The organism is Embleya sp. NBC_00888 (genome assembly GCF_045207655.1).
In the GTDB taxonomy this organism is placed as follows: Bacteria; Actinomycetota; Actinomycetes; order Streptomycetales; family Streptomycetaceae; genus Embleya.
Genome location: NZ_CP108785.1, coordinates 23,967 through 41,683 on the forward strand (window position 1 = coordinate 23,967; position 17,717 = coordinate 41,683).

Annotated in this window: 15 protein-coding genes; 7 read left to right on the plus strand and 8 right to left on the minus strand. The window is 65.8% G+C overall.

Features of this window, described 5'->3' with window-relative positions:
- Nucleotides 1-24: 24 nt before the first annotated feature.
- Both OG948_RS34215 and OG948_RS34220 read left to right on the plus strand, forming a co-directional pair.
- Nucleotides 25-3,066: a CHAT domain-containing protein gene (locus tag OG948_RS34215; protein WP_331768921.1), complete on the plus strand. Its 3,042-nt coding sequence runs from the start codon at nt 25-27 to the stop codon at nt 3,064-3,066.
- Nucleotides 3,067-3,577: 511 nt separating this feature from the next.
- On the plus strand, nt 3,578-4,420 hold the full coding sequence (locus OG948_RS34220; protein WP_331768922.1) for a hypothetical protein: 843 nt from the start codon (nt 3,578-3,580) through the stop codon (nt 4,418-4,420).
- 59 nt (nt 4,421-4,479) lie between these two features.
- On the opposite strand, the gene OG948_RS34225 is transcribed toward OG948_RS34220, so the two are convergent.
- From OG948_RS34225 to OG948_RS34245, 5 genes are all read right to left on the minus strand, one after another.
- The gene (locus tag OG948_RS34225) at nt 4,480-4,866 is read right to left on the minus strand and encodes a hypothetical protein (RefSeq protein WP_331768923.1); all 387 of its coding nucleotides are present in this window, start codon (nt 4,864-4,866) and stop codon (nt 4,480-4,482) included.
- A 142-nt stretch (nt 4,867-5,008) separates the two neighbouring features.
- The gene (locus OG948_RS34230; RefSeq protein ID WP_331768924.1) at nt 5,009-5,392 is read right to left on the minus strand and encodes a hypothetical protein; all 384 of its coding nucleotides are present in this window, start codon (nt 5,390-5,392) and stop codon (nt 5,009-5,011) included.
- A 326-nt stretch (nt 5,393-5,718) separates the two neighbouring features.
- Nucleotides 5,719-6,357 (minus strand): DUF6082 family protein, encoded by a 639-nt coding sequence (locus OG948_RS34235; protein WP_331768925.1) that lies wholly within the window; start codon nt 6,355-6,357, stop codon nt 5,719-5,721.
- Nucleotides 6,358-7,096: 739 nt separating this feature from the next.
- The gene (locus tag OG948_RS34240; protein ID WP_331768926.1) at nt 7,097-8,281 is read right to left on the minus strand and encodes a methyltransferase domain-containing protein; all 1,185 of its coding nucleotides are present in this window, start codon (nt 8,279-8,281) and stop codon (nt 7,097-7,099) included.
- Nucleotides 8,278-8,424 carry a hypothetical protein gene (locus OG948_RS34245; protein WP_331768927.1) on the minus strand — a complete coding sequence of 49 codons (147 nt, stop codon included), beginning with the start codon at nt 8,422-8,424 and terminating at the stop codon, nt 8,278-8,280. The genes OG948_RS34240 and OG948_RS34245 overlap by 4 nt, the downstream gene beginning before the upstream one ends.
- Nucleotides 8,425-8,865: 441 nt before the next feature.
- Here OG948_RS34245 and OG948_RS34250 point away from each other — a divergent pair, with 441 nt between their 5' ends.
- Nucleotides 8,866-13,800: a hypothetical protein gene (locus OG948_RS34250; RefSeq protein ID WP_406300413.1), complete on the plus strand. Its 4,935-nt coding sequence runs from the start codon at nt 8,866-8,868 to the stop codon at nt 13,798-13,800.
- A gap of 21 nt (nt 13,801-13,821) precedes the next feature.
- Here OG948_RS34250 and OG948_RS34255 read toward each other — a convergent pair whose 3' ends face one another.
- Nucleotides 13,822-14,118, minus strand: coding sequence for a hypothetical protein (locus OG948_RS34255; RefSeq protein ID WP_331768929.1), 297 nt, complete (start codon nt 14,116-14,118; stop codon nt 13,822-13,824).
- Nucleotides 14,115-14,456: a hypothetical protein gene (locus OG948_RS34260; RefSeq protein ID WP_406300414.1), complete on the minus strand. Its 342-nt coding sequence runs from the start codon at nt 14,454-14,456 to the stop codon at nt 14,115-14,117. Before OG948_RS34260 ends, OG948_RS34255 begins: the two co-directional genes overlap by 4 nt.
- A gap of 388 nt (nt 14,457-14,844) precedes the next feature.
- Here OG948_RS34260 and OG948_RS34265 point away from each other — a divergent pair, with 388 nt between their 5' ends.
- Complete coding sequence (locus tag OG948_RS34265; RefSeq protein ID WP_406300415.1) at nt 14,845-15,210, plus strand: hypothetical protein; 366 nt, start codon at nt 14,845-14,847, stop codon at nt 15,208-15,210.
- A gap of 604 nt (nt 15,211-15,814) precedes the next feature.
- Nucleotides 15,815-16,111, plus strand: coding sequence for a hypothetical protein (locus OG948_RS34270; protein ID WP_331768932.1), 297 nt, complete (start codon nt 15,815-15,817; stop codon nt 16,109-16,111).
- Nucleotides 16,112-16,309: 198 nt separating this feature from the next.
- Here OG948_RS34270 and OG948_RS34275 read toward each other — a convergent pair whose 3' ends face one another.
- Nucleotides 16,310-16,627, minus strand: a complete 318-nt coding sequence (locus tag OG948_RS34275; protein ID WP_331768933.1) for a 3'-5' exonuclease — start codon at nt 16,625-16,627, stop codon at nt 16,310-16,312.
- Here OG948_RS34275 and OG948_RS34280 point away from each other — a divergent pair.
- A complete protein-coding gene (locus OG948_RS34280) occupies nt 16,581-16,904 on the plus strand; it encodes a hypothetical protein (protein WP_406300944.1) in 324 nt (107 codons plus the stop codon). The genes OG948_RS34275 and OG948_RS34280 overlap by 47 nt on opposite strands.
- Nucleotides 16,905-17,270: 366 nt before the next feature.
- Nucleotides 17,271-17,717 carry a hypothetical protein gene (locus tag OG948_RS34285; RefSeq protein WP_406300416.1) on the plus strand — a complete coding sequence of 149 codons (447 nt, stop codon included), beginning with the start codon at nt 17,271-17,273 and terminating at the stop codon, nt 17,715-17,717.

Below are 17,717 nucleotides of genomic sequence, written 5' to 3' on the forward strand. Positions count from 1 at the left end.
CGCTGGGGCGGCGTGAGAGTTGCCGTGTGGTTGATCGTACCGACCGCACTGGCATGGGAATTATGGCGGCTGCTGGACCGCCAGGTTTCGGGCTCCCATCTGCTCAATAGGCAGAGACTCGACACGGAAAACGGGGTGCTCTACCTTCCCGCTCGACATACATTGGTGTTCCTGCGGACCGGCGCCTCCTGCACTTTTGACCCCTCCACTCCATCGGCTCGGGCAATCGTCGGCGTGGGTGTGCTCGGGCTAATTTTGGGACTCTTGGCAGTGCGTATGGTTGAGTTCCTCGTAGCGTATCGTCGCAGAGAAATATCTGGCTGGACGGCGCTACTGCGCAGGCCAATCAGGAACATCGCGGCCATTTCACTTCTGGCCCTACCGGAAGTCCTAATTCTGGCCGGCGGCAAACTCGCCATAGAGGAAATGACAAAGAATGATACCGTCGGATGTTGGCGCTATATGATTTTATCCGATCCTGAACTTGTAGTCGTTCTTTGGGCCATGGCCGGATGGGCTTTCCTGGCATGGCTTTCGATGACACCTTGGATGGCGGACTGGCTCCTTACTGACTTTAGAGCGACGATGCGGGCACACCTCCTTGTGATGCGCCTTGATGCAGCCCCTGGGCCTCAACAAAAGAAAATCACGGAAAAGCTGTTGCAAATTGGAAGATCACTGCAAGCGTCACCTTACTCGGAATACTCCGGAGAGGGTGCGGCAATACTCATGATTGCAGCCTCACAGATGGATCACAAAGAAGGCGGTGAGATATTAAGTTCTCTTCTTGAAGAATACGTTTCTCTTTCCAACGAACAGAAAAAAGAGGGATTTAGGTCACTTGACAACCTGACCGAATCCGAAAAGCTTCATACGGCTATTGCAAGCATGCTAGTCACGAGATTTTCCGACAGCAGGTCGCGAAAATTGGAGGATGCTGCTATCGAACTGTTGGACGGGTTCCTTAGGCGCCCAATTCTCTCTCGCACCGCGCTCCAGGAGGGGCGAAACTCGATGGAGATACTTTTGGCAACTCTTCTTGGTTCTCGATATAGTAGCCGCTCCTCGGAATACAGAGGTGATCTTCCTCGGGCACTTGAGATCGGGCATGCCGTTTACCGCAGAGCACCAGAGTTCGCAAAAAGCACTCTGATTCATCTAGAGATTCTGCGCTCGGATTATGAAAAGGAATCGGAACTGAAGCTTTCGGCTTTAGAGTCGGCTATTTCCTTGATGGCTGATGAGGAAATACGCGCGGATCTAGTCCTAGCCATGTTGAAGCGAATGAGGCTTCTAGCGGACGGATCCGATAGCAGCGAAATGATGTCGGCTGCCCGACAAGCCGTAGAGGTCGCAGAGCGATTTCGCGCCTCAGTGCCTGCCGGCGGGGAAAATCACGGAATCTCGTTACTTTATCGAGCGGAGGCTATTTGGCGGCAAGGCCGCCTGGCTGAAGTACCATTTCCCGATCCCCGGATTTTCGCTGACTTGCGTGACGCCGTCGCGTCTCCTGGTGAATCAGCGGGCAATAAATTCCGCGCGGCATTCATGTGGGGTCACATTGCGGCGGAATACAGTATGTGGCATGAAGCCGTAGCTGGATATAGTGCAGCGGTGAAAATCCGGCCTCAGATGGTCTGGATCGGTTTGGATCAAGACGACAAGAGGAACATTCTCTCCGCCGAAGGCTCCCTATGTGCGACCGCCGGCGCGGCTGCGGCTATCGCGGACGGCCAACTCGAGCTTGGAGTAGAGCTCCTTGAACAAGGACGCATGATCATTTGGTCACAGATAGCCGGGCTGCGCGATCTTTTGCCCACCGGACATTCGATTCCCCAAGATGCCCGAGATCGACTGCTGGCGATTGAATCCGAGCTTGGGGGCGGACGCGCCGGTGAAGCAGAGGTGTCCCTGCTCCCACTTAGACACCCAGCGAATAGTCCCGAAGCTATTCGTGACTTGGTCCGACGGCTTGAACTGGGCCAGGAGCGGGAGACACTGGTCCATCGGTACGGCCTCGACCAGCGTCCTGAATACGCTGAGTTGAAGCGCGCCGCAGCGCAAGGGCCCGTAGTCGTCGTCAACGTGAGTTCCTATCGATGCGACGCAATCATCGTGCTGCACGACCGTTCACCCGTGCATGTCCCACTACCCGATCTCGCCATCGACGACATCATCACGTGGGCAAACCAAATCGATCAGGAGGGGTTGCGCAAAGCAGGGAAGGCCATCAGCCGTCGTCTGTGGAATCGGTTGGCTGATCCTGTTTTCAAAGCGGTTAAACCATATTTGGGCGCTCGCCGGCGGATCTGGTGGCTTCCGACGGGCCCACTCTCCGGGCTACCGTTGCATGCTGCCGGGTTACCCGGCCCCAATCCGAACACTGATCTCCTGACCCAGGTGGTCTCGTCCTACACACCATCGTTGCAAGCGCTCACCATGGCACGGCGCTCGACAAACGTCCCCGATAGTCCGCCCGGATGTCTCATCGTCACCTTGCGCAATACACCGGCGGCCCTGGACGGCAGCCCATACCCCCCGCTGGTCGAGGCAGAGGCAGACGCCAAGGTAGTGCTCGGCTACTTCCCTCAAGGATCCTCATCGCATCTGGCGGAAGACCAGGGCACCGTCGATGGGACACTCCTCGCGTTGCCGACCCACGCCTGGGCTCATTTCGCCTGTCATGGAGACAAGGCGGGAATCGTCCTTCACGATGGCATACTCGGGCCCCCGGAAATCGCCTCACTGCGTCTCGTCAAGGCAGAACTCGCTTTCGTTGCCACCTGTTACAACGCGACCCCTGACTTCTACGTTTCCGACGAGATGCTAAACGTTGCCAACTATATGCACCTCGGAGGCTACCGTCATGTGATCGGATCGCTAGCTGAGATCCCTTCCAAATCCGCATCCCGCTTCACGACGCTGGTGTACGGCAGTTTGATTGGGCATGGGGGACTTGACAGTTCGGGAGCAGCCTTCGCTGTTCGAGACGCTGTCCGTGAGTTGCGCCAGAGAGATCCCGACGACTTGCGACAATGGGGACTATTTATACATATCGGACCATGATGCGTAAATTCCGGACTGGCATATTATCTTTTCACATGACCTCTGGGGCAAGTAGGTGACACAATTGCCCCATGGCTTCAACAACTCCGTGGTGGCGTGGCCCGTTCCGCTCGCGCAACAGCGTCGGCCGTCAAACTGAAACGGCACCTGTCGTGCCACCCAACGAGGAGGCTCTAGCCCGAGCGAGATTCTGTGCCGATCTTGCGGAGCGTCGGCGAAAGGCTGACGCGTTCGAGTGGCGTGATGAACTTGAACGTGAGGTTGACGCCGTTCGACGCGGCCGCCCCGTAGCGGACGCGTTACACAATCTCGATCTCGGTCCAGGCGAGCCGGTCCGCGGCCCTGGAGAGCCAGCTATGGTCGGAACCTGGGAGAACGCCCCGCGAGTGCAGTGGTTTCTCTGCCCCGCAGGTAGCTGCGCAGGACGCGGTCGTGAGCCCGATGCCTCCGAACCGCGATGCCATCTTGAGAACGCGGCGATGCCGCTCGCACCGCCGCAGGGCGGGCACTAGTGGAATCTGTGATCGCGGCTTTGGGGAAGCAGATCACCACCCGGTGGTTCACCCTGCTCGCACTCCCGGGGGTGGCATATGTGGCGGTGTGCATCCTCGCCTGGAAAATCGGCCCTAAGGGTGCTGGCCATGCACTGGACGTGAACCTGATCGTCCAGCTACTTGGAGAGGCCGGTCATTGGAGTTCCGGAAATTTGGCGAGGCGCACATTAATTGTGATCGCAGCCCTGCTGGTCGCTTTGGTAGTTAGCATCAGCATCAACAAGGCAAGTCGGCTTATGGAACGTTTATGGCTGGGACGCGGCCACTGGTCCCGGGTATTCACCCGACGCCTGACCGAACGCAGAAAGAGGCGGCAGGAGGCAGGAGCCCCACCCGGCAGCACTGTACCTGCCACATACCTGGCCTCGCGTGCTACCTGGATAGGCGACCGATTCCAGTTGGTCGACAGGCGAATCCAAGCGCAGTACGGCCTTCCGCTGGTACGTCTCTGGCCACCTCTTTGGCAGTTGTGTAGCCACGACGACCAACGCATTACCCAAACCGCCTGGCACAGCTACGCAGCATCGGTCGTCTGGGCGACATGGGCTCTCGCCTACATGATAGTTGGCCTCTACTGGTGGCCGGCGGCTATCGCTGGCGTCGCCATTCTCCTCTTCGCGTGGGATCAGGGGAGACGCAGCGCAGAAGAATTCTGTACGGCAGTCGAGGCGCTGGTCGACGTGAAAATCGTCTCGGTTGCTACCGCTCTGGGTATTTTTCTCCCAACTGGCCGAGTAACCCAGGTTGAAGGTTACGCCATCGACAATATCCTGGCGAAAGGAAACTACATTTCCACATAGTCCGGCGTCGACTTGAAATGTCCAAGCTGGCCGAAGTGGCCCGCAAGCAGGCCGAGCAGCTACGGAATCGGCGGGCGCAGTGGATGAGGGAGCAGCGCAGACGAGGTCGGAGTACTCGACCATGCGACCGCCTGCTGGTGCCGCTGGACGTGCACGAGCACCCTGAGCATCCGCCGATCCTCCGACTTGGCGGTGCACTCCAACTCCTCCGCGCAGTCGAACATCACCGCGCGGTCTGCCCGTACGACAGCACCTCCCCAAAGGTGCTTGCCGTAGTGCGCGAAGACCTTCTCCGTCCGCTCGGATTCCCTGGCGAACCCGCCCAAGCCCTCCACCGCCTTCGTTACGCCGCCGAACCCGCCGGCCTGCATCACCACCAGGGCCTTGACCATCGCCAGGACCGCCGAAAGGACCTTGCCGTCCAGCCGCTGGGCAACCTCGTCCACCGGGCATCGGCGACCGGGCTTTCCACGGACAGCCGCAGCGTCGGCCAGTCCTCGCGACGTGCGGCCCGGCCGTGGCGCAACAACAGTTCGTGGGTGGCGTCGAGGCGGCCGGTGGCGTGCAGGAGGAGACAAAGACGAGCTTCTATTTCTCGTCCCGTGCGTTCCCCAACTCAACCTGAGCCTTCCGCAAGGACCGTCGATTCGTCTCGATCCCCTGGACCCCACCCCACACGAAGAAGCCAGCGAAACCGACACACGCAAGGACGAAGATTCCGTTCAGCCAGATATCGACCCCTTTGGAGTCCTCCATACCCGTAATGGCGAACGGAATGAAACTCAGCACGACCCCCGAGAGGATGATTGACACGATGGCGTGTCCGCGCAGCTCGTTCTTATGGTGGAGGATGCGCCCTTCGAGGCTGTCATCGGTCTTCTTCGCAAGAAGAGAAGAAAACCGGAACAGCACCGGAAGCAACATGTAGATCACGAGCAGGACCAGATAGTAGATTGTATAGAATTCTGTCATTTCGAATCACTCCTCGGCATGTCCTCATTTGACCTCATGACGCAGGTCGCGGAGTTCTCGCGATGGAAGCCCACGGTGCGTGCGCTGTCTGCGGCGGGGTGCGGACCGGGCAGGGACGGCACAGGCTCCCGGTGAGCCGTGCCACGATCAGCGGTATCGCGGTGGGTGAGGAGGTCGGGCACGGGCCGCGCCAGCCTTTGCTCACCTCGCCCTGGGGGCGGGTGCGGCGGGTGCCGGCCGATGGTCGAAGTCGATGTGGAAATCGTCCCGACCGAGGCCCTCGTTTGTGCGGTGCCGGCGGGTGGGGTTGCCGGGCAGCCTTGGGTTCAATGGGTCGTTGCAACACCGCTCCCCAGCTTCGGTGGTTGGGCGCGCTTGCGAGCAGCCAACCAAACCAGACCGCCACCGCAGACGGCCGCAACAATGCCCAGCGATCGTCGTCGGTCACGGGCCGGCGGAAGCTGCTCGGGTGGGTCCACAACCAGGGACTTGGCAATAACTGCTCGCCCAGCCGAGACGGCCTTTCCGTACTCCTCGTCGACCGCCTCCACGAACTTCATCAGAGTCAGATTTGTCCGGCCGCTGACAACCCAGTGGTGTCGTGTCTGCTTCCAGTAAGTGCGCGCGGCCTCCCCCTGAAACAGGTACGCCAAGACATCAGTTCGGAGGCTTTCCTCGCTCACTGAGCCCGATTGAAACCCCAAGAACTGATGCTGCATCCACATGAGTATGAAGAGTTGCTGCTTGCCCTGTTCGACCGTCTGCCCGGGCTCGGGCATGCCCAGGCAGGGCAGATAGATCTCGGGCTGGTCAAGCGCAATCTTGACCAGTTCCAGCCGAAACCTGTTAGTCGCCTCGTGGGCGTTGGAGCGAGATTGGCGCACCTGTAGGACTACGGATACGGCAACCCCGGCAAGAGCGAAAGCGGACACGACTGTTGAAGTTGCGCCATACGCCTGCCCCACCTCGCGAGCGCTACCCCAGTCCGCCCCGGGTAGTTCCCGACAGGGCGATCAGCAGGAGCGGCGAGAGCAACACCGCAAGGAGCGCCGTTGCCATCCCGACGACAATGGTTTTTCTACGAAGTCCTCGAGGCAACATCAGCCCTCCTGTGTGAGCCGCAGCTGTGCATGGTCCACCGGTGTTGATCGCTCGTTCTTTGGCGGCGCGCTTTCGACCCAATCAGCGTGGCGCACCCAGGTCTCTGCCGAGGCATCGAGTCCGACATCGACCGAAACAAAGGGAGTTCCCTGCAGGACCGACTTGAGGCGCTCTCCGCACTCACCATGCGATGGACATGACTACGGATACGGTCCGGGGGTCTGGGGTCACGTTCGGCCCAACGCGACGTGATCCCGGTCGGAGGAAGACCACGCGCCCCGTCGAATGGGCGGCCCGAGTTCGGAGCCGGGGCCAGCCGGATCGCTCTTCCGGGAGCGGCGTGGACAGGTCGTCGCGCAGAGGTCATCGAGCATCGCTGGTCCGGGGCGGGCAAACGCGGCTGGGAGATTGCCGGTCACGGCCGCGCTCCGACAGCGGCGTCGGGTACGCCGAGGTGTTCGGATCAGCCGGGATTCAGGTCTTCCCCGTCTGCGGATCGGTGAGCAACGAGCAGGATGTCGGTTACCGCATGCGTGACCGCCAGGATGTTCACGGACGGGCACGATCGCGCTGGGGCGCCTGGATGCGAACTCGGACGCCGGCCTATACGGCGATCGGCCGCGTAGGAGAGTCGAGCCACACATACTCGCCTCGTGGGTCGATCGTGAGGCCGAATCGATCGGAGGTCGGGCTTCCCGCGTGTGTCCACCAGCGATGAGCTTTCTCGAGTTCGTCCCACAGGCGTCTGGGGCCGCTCTGGTACACCGTGCTCTCCGGCTTCGCGTCGTCCAGGACCGCCGCGGCCCAGGAGCGGTCGGTGAGTCCGTACAGCCAGGCGCTGACGGCGGCGCCCCTGCGGTCGCTCAACAACGCGCAATCGCCGACCAGTACGCCTGCGACGGTGGTGAACGGGTGGCGGATGGGGTCCTCGAGGCCCGCGTCGTGGGACGTCAGCGTCGTCGTGGTCGTGGTGGCGTCGCCGGGGAACCCGTCGGGCAGGTAGGCGGTTTGGTCCAGGCGTTCGGGGCGTTGGGAGCGGATCTTCATGAACTCGACCGGTGTCGTGAAGCGCCCGGACGCGCTGTGGCCGTCGTCGGCCACGACTAGGCGCACGACGTGGTCGGCGTTGGTCAGCCGTGTCCCCCACGGGGCGACGATCACCCCGCCCGGGACGGTCTGTTCCACCCACGCGTGGGGGATCTTTCGGAGTCCGGCGGTGGCGATGATCCGGTCGTACGGCGCGGCCGCGGGATGTCCGAGAAGGCCGTCGCCGGTGATCAGGGTGGGGTGCAGACCGTGGGCGTGCAGGGCGTTCTCGGCGGTGGCGGCGACGGTCGGGTCCACTTCGATCGTGGTGACGTGGTCGGGGCCCAGGCGGTGGGTGAGCAGGGCGGCGTTCCATCCCGTCCCGGTGCCGATCTCCAGGATGTTGTGGCCGGGGTGGACGTCGAGGTCGTCGAGCATGGCCATCACGACACTGGGCATCGACGCCGACGACGTCGACACCCGGCCGGGTGCGGGGCCGGCGTGGCGGCCGTCGTCCCACTGGGTGGTGATGGGCACGTTCGCGTCCGCGGCCGCGAACCACGCCCGGGGGTCGGTGTCACGATCGCACGTGACGCTGGTTGCGTCGGTCATGTCGAACGGCCACATCACGGTGGGGAGGAACCAGGCTCGATCGATCGCCTCGAACGCGGGCGACCAGGCCGCGGGCATGACGCCGCTGTCGCGGAGCGCGTGATGAAGGCGTGCCCGGCTGGGCCGCAACTCCTGTCCGGTGAGCGTCACTTCTTGTGTTTGCCGGGGCCGTCGGGGGTGCTGCCGTCGGGCTTCGGCGGGTCCTGCGGTGGCGTCCACGGCTGACCGGGGTGTCCGTCCCCGCCGTTGTCCGAGCCCTGGTCACCGTTCGCGACGATCGGTGCGAGACGCATGTGCCCTCCCCCATCCGAGACAACCCTGGGTGCCACTTGAATTACTGTACGGATACGGATCTCGGAGAGCCAGAGCATGGCGTAGAAGGGCCTTGGCCAAGCGGGTGGTCGGAACCGGCCGGGGACCGTCGGAATCCTCGGGCGTGGCCCGCCTGGAGGCGGCCACAGCCGCCCCCGTCGCAAGGTCGGCCCGGTAGTACGCTGACGAACCACTCGAGGCGGGATGTCGGACACGGCTTTGGTCAAGCTTGATCTGGCCGAGCAAACGATTCGCGGCCTCGGCTTTCGATTGTTTGCCGGGTGGCGCCGGCGATGTCGAACTCCGGCAAGAGCGGCGCCCATACGTTCGGAGCCGAAGACTTGGATTCGCCGCCATCGTGATGGGCGTTCCGTGCGGGGTATCGCCTCCGTGCAGGCGGGTACGTGGCCATACTGCGTCGTGTGACGACACGGCCGAGCGGTGCAGGGCGCGGGGCGACCAACTCCTATTCGACAGGTGGGGGCGGTACCGTCCTGGAGCACCGCTACGGCGCTTGGATCCTGGCTCATCTGCTTTTGGGCGATGCCATCTCCGAACTGGGCGATCGAGTGCGGCTCACGCACGTCACCTTCCAGAGCGCGGACAGCGAGGTCGACGACATCGTCGTCCGAGGTCTGTCGCCGGATGGTGAGGAGCGGACCTTGGCCGTCGGGGTGCGTCGTGATCCGTTGCTTACAAAAGGGGACGAGAAGTCGATCAAGCTGATCGGCACCTACCTGCTGGATCTCGAGCGGCACCGGTCGGTGGTGGAAGCCGGTCATCGGCGGTTCGCCTTGGCGGTGGCGGGCCCGAGCAACCCGGCGCGGCAACTGTCCGAGTTGACGACCTTTGCCCGCTCCGCCGTCAGCGCATCGGAATTTCGCGCCACGGTACACGCCCCGGGTCGGACCACATCGGCAGTGCGGGGCAGGCTGACGCACGTGGACGCGATCGTTGAGGCCGCGGTCGAGAACGTGGGCATCGACACGTCCGTCGTCTGCGAGGACGAGCTCGCGTGGCGGTTTCTGCGTGCTCTGCGGGTGCGGGAGTTGCGGTTGGAGGGTGGGGACGAGAGTGATCGAGCCGCGATCATGAATCGGCTGCGCTCGATCGCTCGTGACGGAACGCTCGAGGCGGCGAGTGCCCTGTACGACCGCCTGGTGGTGCTCTCGGGTACCTACGCGCCCTCGGGATCCACACGAACGGAGCAGACGCTTCGTGGTGACCTTGCCGATATCCCCTTGGGCAGGTCGTCCAGGTGGGTGACGGCGTGGGGTGTTCTGGACGGACTTGGCGCGTCGGTGCGGGCGCGCACGGGTGTCGACCTTCCTGATGTGGGCGGCGGCCCTCTGGAGTTGGCTCGTGCGGGGGCGCGGGCGGATTTGATCACGAAGTTGTCCGATGTGGCTCGGGTGTCTTCCGCGATGGTGATCTGCGGCGAGCCGGATGTGGGGAAGTCCGCGCTTGCGATGCGGGCCGTGGACGACCTGGTGGCCGAGGGCGTTGCCGTCACGGTCGTGGGCTTGGGGGATCTGGCCGAGACGGTGTCCGGGTTCGAGTCACGATTGGGTGGCTCTCTGGCGGAGGTCCTCGCCTGCGGTGACAGCGGCCGGCCCAGGCTGTTGGTGGTGGACGGCGGCGAGGCCGTGCTGCATGGCCGTTCGGACATGCTGGCCCAATTCGCCGCTGCCGCGCTGCGGGTCGGGTTCGGGGTGTGCGTGGTGACCCGCACGGATGCCGCGCCCGAGGTGTCGAACACGTTGAAGAATGCGCTGGGCAGGGTGGAGATGCCGTCCAAGGTCGTGGAGCACGAGGTGTCGCGGCTCGACGCATCCGAGGTCGAGGAGGTGGTGGGCGCTTATCCCGCGCTGGGTCGGATCATCGAGCAACCGCGGGCTCGTTGGCTGCTCGGTCGGCTGGGTCTGGTCGATCTGCTCGTGAGCGCGGACGCCACCCAGGCGATGCCCGATGGGGCGTTGTCCGAGGCGGACGTGTTCGACGCGGTCTGGTCACGGGGGGTGCGCCGCAACGAGGTCACCGCGAACGGCGTCTCGCCCGACGAGCGGGCCGATGCCTTGGTCGCGTTGGCACGGCGATCGCTGCTGTCCGACACCTCGGCGGGAACGGTCCCCGCGCGGGCGTTGGCCTCGCTGCGGTCGGACGGCTTCCTGTTGGCGGTGAACGCTTGGCGGGGTGAGGAGTTCGCCAGCGAACTCGTTCGGGATCTGGCGACGGCGCGGCTCCTCGTCGAAACCGGCTTCGGAGTACTGGAGCAGGCCGACAACCCCAGGTGGGCGTTGCGAGCCGCCCGGGTCGCCTGCCAGGCCGTGCTCGCGCGAGCCGGCGAGGATGTCGAAGCGGAACGCGTCCGGCTGCAACGGACCTTCGATTCCCTCGGAGTGGCTCATGGCGCGCGGTGGGCGGAGGTTCCGGTCGAGGCGATGCTGACCTTGGGAACAGCGCGCTCCGCGCTGGCGGCGGCGTGGCCCGCGTGGACGGCGGCAGAACGCGCAACGGTGGTGCGATTGGCGTTGCACGGACACGGCCGTGACGGTGTGGGAGACGCGGTGATCCTGGCGCCGGTGGTCGAACTCGCCTGGGGACTCGGCGGAGTCGACCCAGCTCCCGCAGGGCGGCTGGGGGTGGCCGAGCGAAAGCTGGTGCTGGCGTGGCTGCGCGGCCTGGTCGTCGAGGGGACCGCGTCGGTGGCGCTCCGCGTGCTCGCGCGCGACACGCTCCTCGACGACGACCGCTCCCAGGTTCAAGACGCGTTCCGTGTCGAGGCCCTCGCGCTGACCGGTGCCGACCTGGACGACCACGTGGAGGCGATGTTGCGCCGTCTGGCCGGCGATCGCCCGGACGACCTGGCCCCCGCGGTGGAGGCGCCCCTGGTCCCGCAGTCGATGGCCGCGCACCGGCCCGACCTGCTGCTCGCGTTGGCCGAGGCGTACTACATCGACAACATCCCCGCCCCGTTCGGCACACGATGGCACGACCAAGGCGTGCGGTCCCATCGATTCGGCGGCCTGGGAGCACACTGGTCACTGGGGCCCTTCCACTGCCTCCTGGACGTCGCCCCGCTCCAAACGCTCACCATGATCAATCGCCTGCTGGACCACGCGGTCACCCAGCGCATCACCTCGTCCGCGTCACGTACTACCCCGCCCGGGCCGGTGTCCCCACCGGGACTGACACTGAGCGTTCCCGGCCTCGAGGAGCGTCGGTACAGCGGGGACGCGACGGTGTGGTCCTGGTATCGCGGTGCCGCCGCCGGGCCGTGGCCGTGCATCAGCGCGCTCCTGGCCGTCGAACGGTTCGCCGACCGACTCTTGGAGTTGGGCGTGCCGCTTGCTCTCGTCGTCCAAATTCTGCTCCGGGACAGCCGCAACCTGGCCATGCCCGGACTCGTCGTCGGCCTGCTGGTGCGCCACATCGATCAGGTCACCACCGAACTCGACCACTGGCTCTCCAACCCGCATGTGTGGCGTCTGGAGATGGCCCGGATCACCCAGGGCACGTGGCAGGTCCAGGGAGACGATCGGGATGCCCGCGGGCACTTGCGCGGGTGCTCCTTCCACGACGTCGCCCACGCCCTCGTGATCACGGCCATCGAGAACGACGACGGGCCACGTCTGGCGGCGTTGAACACGGTTGCCGACGAACTGCTCCGCCACGCAGCCCAATCGTCGTCCGCCGAACCCCACGACGATCAGGAACTCGTGGCCGAAACACTGTGGGCGGCCACCCTGCGACGGAAGAACTACAGCGTCGTCGAAGCGAACGGCCGCCCCGCGTTCCTCTACCAACCGCCCGCCGATGAAGCCGCGAAGGTCGTCGATGTCCACAAGGCCCTCCACCGCGGCGGGCAGGCGTTGCGACTGCATCTGACCTACGGTCGGGAACAGGACCGCTCGGCGCCGACGAACACACTCGCGGAAGATCTGGTGATCGCACGCGACATCGCCCAGGACCCGCCCTCGCACGGAACCCTGAACGCGAACGACGCCCCGGCGGCCGTCGCTGCGGCCGCGATCGTCGCGCACAGCAGAGGCCACCACGTCCGAGAAGACGACCTGGTCTGGGCGATGGACATCCTCGTCGACGCGGCCACGCCACAGACCGGGCGCGCGTACGTCGGCGAGTGGAGCGTGGACTCGCGAGGACCCGAACGCTCGGCGGCCGCCGCCCTCCCCCTGCTCCTGCTCCCCGCGTTCACCGCCGTGCCGATCGACACCGCGAGACTCCGCGACGCTCTCGTCACCTGCGCAACCAGCACGTTCGAAGAGGTCCGACGCGTCCTGGCGGTAGGGATGGGACCGGTGTGGTCCACCGCCTGTGACGGCGGCAGCAGCCGGGGCGAAGGCGCTGCGTGCGGTCACGAGATCGCGTGGCACGCGGTCGACGCGGGCCTTCGCGACTGCAGACTCGGCGCATGGAACCGGCACACGCAAAGCCGGGACACCGACCCGCTGATCGGCCCCGTCACCGGGATCCTCCCGACCGTCTCCGCCGAGTTGCTCCTGCCCCACCGGCTGAACGCCCCGATCGTCGCCGCCTCCGACGCGGCGCGAGGAACGACCTGCGTCGCGGCCCGCGCCCGCGCGCTGCTACCCGAACTCCTCGACGCCCACCGCCGGGCCGTCGCCCATCACGGCGACAGCTCCCGGGGAGGCTGGGACCAGGAACGCCGAGGCGTCGAACGAGTGCTGCTGACCACCGCGACCGAAGGCGACCTGCGGCCGCTGCTCGAGCACGTACGGGCCTACCTCGAGCAACCCCCGGCCCTGGTGCACCTCGCACACACCCTGATGTGCCTGTTCAGCCGCGAACCGCACCTGCGCCGTCACCTTCCGCGCGTGTGGCCCCCGGTCATGGGCACCGTCCTCGACGCGATCGCCGCTGGAGCGACACCCCACCGAGACCGACAAGGCGCGGACGTGCTCGCCGCCCTCATCCCCCGACCGACGATGTGGACGACCGCCGCCACCGACGTGCCCGATCCCCTGGCCGCGGCGCGGGCCGACTGGATCACCCCCGACGCGCTCGCCACCCTCATCGAGCGGTGGCTGCCACTCGCCCGGGGGAAAACGGCAACGGTCCGGGCGCTCCTCGCGTTCATCGAGACCACACCCTCGGCATGGCAGGCCACAACCGGCCTGACATGGATCCACACTCTCGTCGACGGCCACCACCGACGACTCGCGAACCAGGTCCACGAACTCCCCGACTGGCTCGAACGAATGCGCACATCACCTCACATCGACACGACCGCGGCGGCGCGCCCCGAACGCATCCTCGACGCGCTCGCCCAACACGAGGACACCCGCGCCATGCGGATCCAACGAACGACGGAATAGGTGCGTACGTCGGGTGTCGTCCTACAGGTCCAAGACCGCGCGCAGGGCCTGGTCGACGCGTTCCATCACCGCAGGGTCGACGACGCCGACGAGTTTCGCGTCGTCGAAGCGGGTGGTGCGCAGTTGTTGGAGGTTGACCGCTACGGCCGTGCACGGCAGGGGGTCCTCGACGACGACGGACATCGCGGTGCTGCCCACCTCCGGCAACAGCACGCGCGGGTCGACGAACGCGGTCGACAGCGCGCCGGTCGGGCGCGGCACCAACGCTGTGGTGGGCGCGGCGTCCTCGGCGGAGGCATGCGTCGCACAGTCGGTCACGTCCGAGTCCCCTGGTCGACCGCAACGCGGTCGCCCTCATCGCCACCCACTCCCCGGTCGTGCTGCAGGAGGTACCGCGCAGTTGCGTGTCCAAACTCCGCCGGGAAGGCTTGGAGGTCGCCGTTGAGCGACCCGAGATCGAGACGTTCGGGGAGAACGTCGGGGTGCTTACCCGCGAGGTGTTCGGGCACTTCACCGAACTCGGCCTTGCGAAGCGATACACCTCCCTTGCCGGCACGGAACTGAGCGGCATCGCCCACCGGCTCTCGGAACTCTTCGCCGTCGGCGGGGCCGCCCTCGTGCGCGAACACCTCGCCGCCGAAGCGGAGAGCAGACAACACGACCAGCGCAACAGCCGGCGCACTGCGACGTACACGGCCATCGCCGCCGACGACTGGTTCTGCAAACGGGGATTCGCCCAGCCCCGACCCCGACACCCGGCCGAGTCCGACTCGGCGCGTGGATCAACGACCAACGCGCATGACGAAGCTCGCTGTTCGTCGAACGGGAGCAGCCGACGACGAATCTCGGTGTACGAGCCGGCCATGACGCGGATCAATTCGTGGGCGACCCGTGCCGCGTGGTCTGCGTCCTGCGGCGCGCCTTGGACATGCGGATGTCGTAGTCAAAGTCCGGGCTCGTGTTGACCCGGCGCGCCGGGACTCGCCAGGATCGACCGGCATGGGCGGCCATACCTTCGATGCAACGGCGAACCACCGTGTGCGGGTGGACACCCGCCATTGGCTGACGATCGACGGGATGCTGGACAACGAGAGCCAGAGCAGGCAGGAACGCGGTGACCACCACGGCGCCGAACTCGCACACAGCGTTCGCCGGGCGGGCTGGGACCAAGTCCCCGACTGGCCGCGGGACGCGGCCGGCTTCGCGACCTGGCCGGCGCCCGGCCAGACCTCCACCCTGGTCCTGAACGCGGCCCAGTGGGCACTGGTCGTATCCGGCCTGGACCGGTGGGCGGACGTCGGCGACAGCCTCGGTATTCCCGAACACGCGGTCATGGCGAACGAGGAACGGAACATCGCGGCACTGATCCGCGCCCGGCTCGCCGAGCAAGGATGGGCACCCCCCGAGTGAGTGGACCCGGACGCCGACACGAACCCCACGTCAGGTTCCGCTCGACTGGACACCCCATCCCACCACCGACGACCGATCCCGAACCCTCCACGGACTCGGCACCGCGAAGTAGACGACACCGAACGCCGCCCCGAATCATCGGCACCCTCGGCCCTGCCGCGCGCGGAGATTCCCGCCCGGGAGGCCGCACCATCACCGACTCGCCCGCGGCGCACCCGAACCCCCGCGCCGCCGGAGGCAACCCGCAGGGGTGAATCCGGCGGCGGGCCTTTCCCGCTCTCCGCTCCGCCGCCCTAATGTCGGCCCGTGACACCTCCCGCACCAGACGTTCTGACCGATCTCATCCGCATGCGCGTCGCACAGTGCATGGACACCCTGTTCTCCGTCCTGACGAGCAATCGCGAGACCGCCCACGATTGGGGCGAGTGGGCCCGATCCACCCCGTACCTCCTGGGCGACGCGCTCAATTCCCTCGACTGCCTCGTTCGGACCGCTCACCGTCTACCTGCACTGGCACGGCATCGATCGGGACCAGCTGTCCAAGTGCCTCCAGCACGAGTACCGGATCCAGGAATCCCTGGACGACAACATCGCCTGGGGATATGTGGCCGGCCTGTGCGGGGACGGCGGACCACCGATCGACACCGACGAGGCGCACGCCGGATTCCTGATGGCCGGCCACGACATGAACGACATGACGCGTCCGGAGACCGACGCGCGGTCCCAGGCGGCGGAGGCCGTCCTCCTGGCCTTCACGAGCGACGCCCTGTACGAGGAACTCGCCGAGGTGATGCCCGAGTCGGTCCGGCGCTGCTCCGCCGCGATGCGCGTCGCCCTGGCCGCCTTGCGCGCAGAGGTCGAGGTTCGAGGAAAGGAATCGATGTCGCACCACCCGATGTGAACGGCGCGGCCCCCGCGGTCCCGTCCACGTCGGCGGACCGGCCGTTGCGGTGGGTCGGTCGCGGGGACCGGCGGGCCTCGAGGCAGTGGGCGGTGGCTTCGAGGCGGGGCCGGGCGGGTCCAGGCGTCCCGCTCCACGGCTGTGTCGTCGACAGGCTCGGGAATCGGAATGGCCACACCCGCCCGCCCCGAGCGGCGCTCAGATCGGACCCGAGGGTGGTTCCTGGAGCATGTCGTCGAGGAAGCGTGTCCGACCGTTGGTGAATCTGCGCCCGTAGCGGTTGAAGTGGTGTCCGCCTGTCAGCAGGACGATCTCGTGTTGGGCGCGGGTGACCGCGACGTAGAACATGTGGCGTGCGGCCTGAAGGGCTCGCGGACTCTGGGTGTCGGGGTAGTTGGGGACGACACCGCCCATGAGGCATGGAAGGATGACAATGGAGAATTCTCGGCCCTTGGCACTGTGGTAGGTCGTGAACGTGACGCGTCCGGGGATGCGTCCACCGGCCAGTTCGGCCATGGTGAGTCCGACGGTCGAGTTCGTGGGGACTGTCGTTCGCCATGGTTTCGAGGCCGATCGCGGCGGCGAGCGAGGCGAAGAACGGCGCGGCGTCGGCGTCGGGTTCCTCCCGGTCCGGGGCGTCGAGGACTTCCAGGAGCAGGCGGGCCGTCGCGCGTGGGTTCTCCTCGGACAGAATGTGGCCGGCTCTGACGCGTTTGCGGTTCCATTCGCGCGCGAGTTCCCCGAGGGTGTGGAGCGCTCCGGGCTTCTTGAGGGTGTGGTCAGAATCGGGTAGGGGTCCTCGGACGCGGCGGGCGGCACACGCGGCGACGAAGTCGGCGAGCGGCCCTCTGGGGATACGTCGTGCGATCGAGGTGTCGTATGCGATGCCGGCGCGCCGCCGATCGGGCAGGTCCGGGTCCAGGACCAGGCGCAGTGGAGAACTTCCGCAACTTCGCGTCGCTGGAGATCGACCCGTTCCCGACGCCCGCCGTACGGCCGCGCTCGTGAATGTCGTCCGGCAACCCCTCGACAGGTGCACGGCGCTCCAAACCACTCGGATCGGGGGATCACCAGGAGACTGCCCCGGTGTTCGTTGGACGCGCCGAAGCCTAGAACAGCCCTCGCGGACATAGGGTTTGTGCCGGAGCATCCTGGGGTGGTGATCGAGGTGTCGGGCGTGGCGGGCGACGACGGGTGGGCGACGGGGGAGGTGATCCCGCCTCCTGATCTGCCCCGCCCGTTGACGGTGACCGCGCCGCAGACCCTCAACACCGAAGACCTGTCCTGGGAGTCGTTCGAGCTGTTGGTGCGCGCCGTGGCGTTGCGTGTCGACGGAGCCGTCTCGGCCACGGGGTACGGCGTGCGAGGACAGTCCCAGCACGGCCTGGATGTCGTGGCGTGGCTGCCGGATGGCACGATCCTGGGGTACCAGGCCAAGCGGTACTCCTCGTACACGGTGGGGCAACTCAAGACCGCGGTGCGGAAATTCGCGAAGGGACCGCGGCCGCACAGTCCCTCCATCTTCTACATGGTGCTGGCGTGCAACGACGAGAACACCAAGCTTCAGAACGCGTTCGCCGAGCTGAAGCGGGAGTTCCCGGACTAG

Coding starts and splice junctions, on each gene's coding strand:
- OG948_RS34275 (WP_331768933.1), bottom strand. CDS start 16,627: ATGGCCGAACTGGCCGGTGGACGCATCCCCGGACGCGTCACGTTCACG.
- OG948_RS34245 (WP_331768927.1), bottom strand. CDS start 8,424: ATGCGTCTCGCACCGATCGTCGCGAACGGTGACCAGGGCTCGGACAAC.
- OG948_RS34230 (WP_331768924.1), bottom strand. CDS start 5,392: ATGACAGAATTCTATACAATCTACTATCTGGTCCTGCTCGTGATCTAC.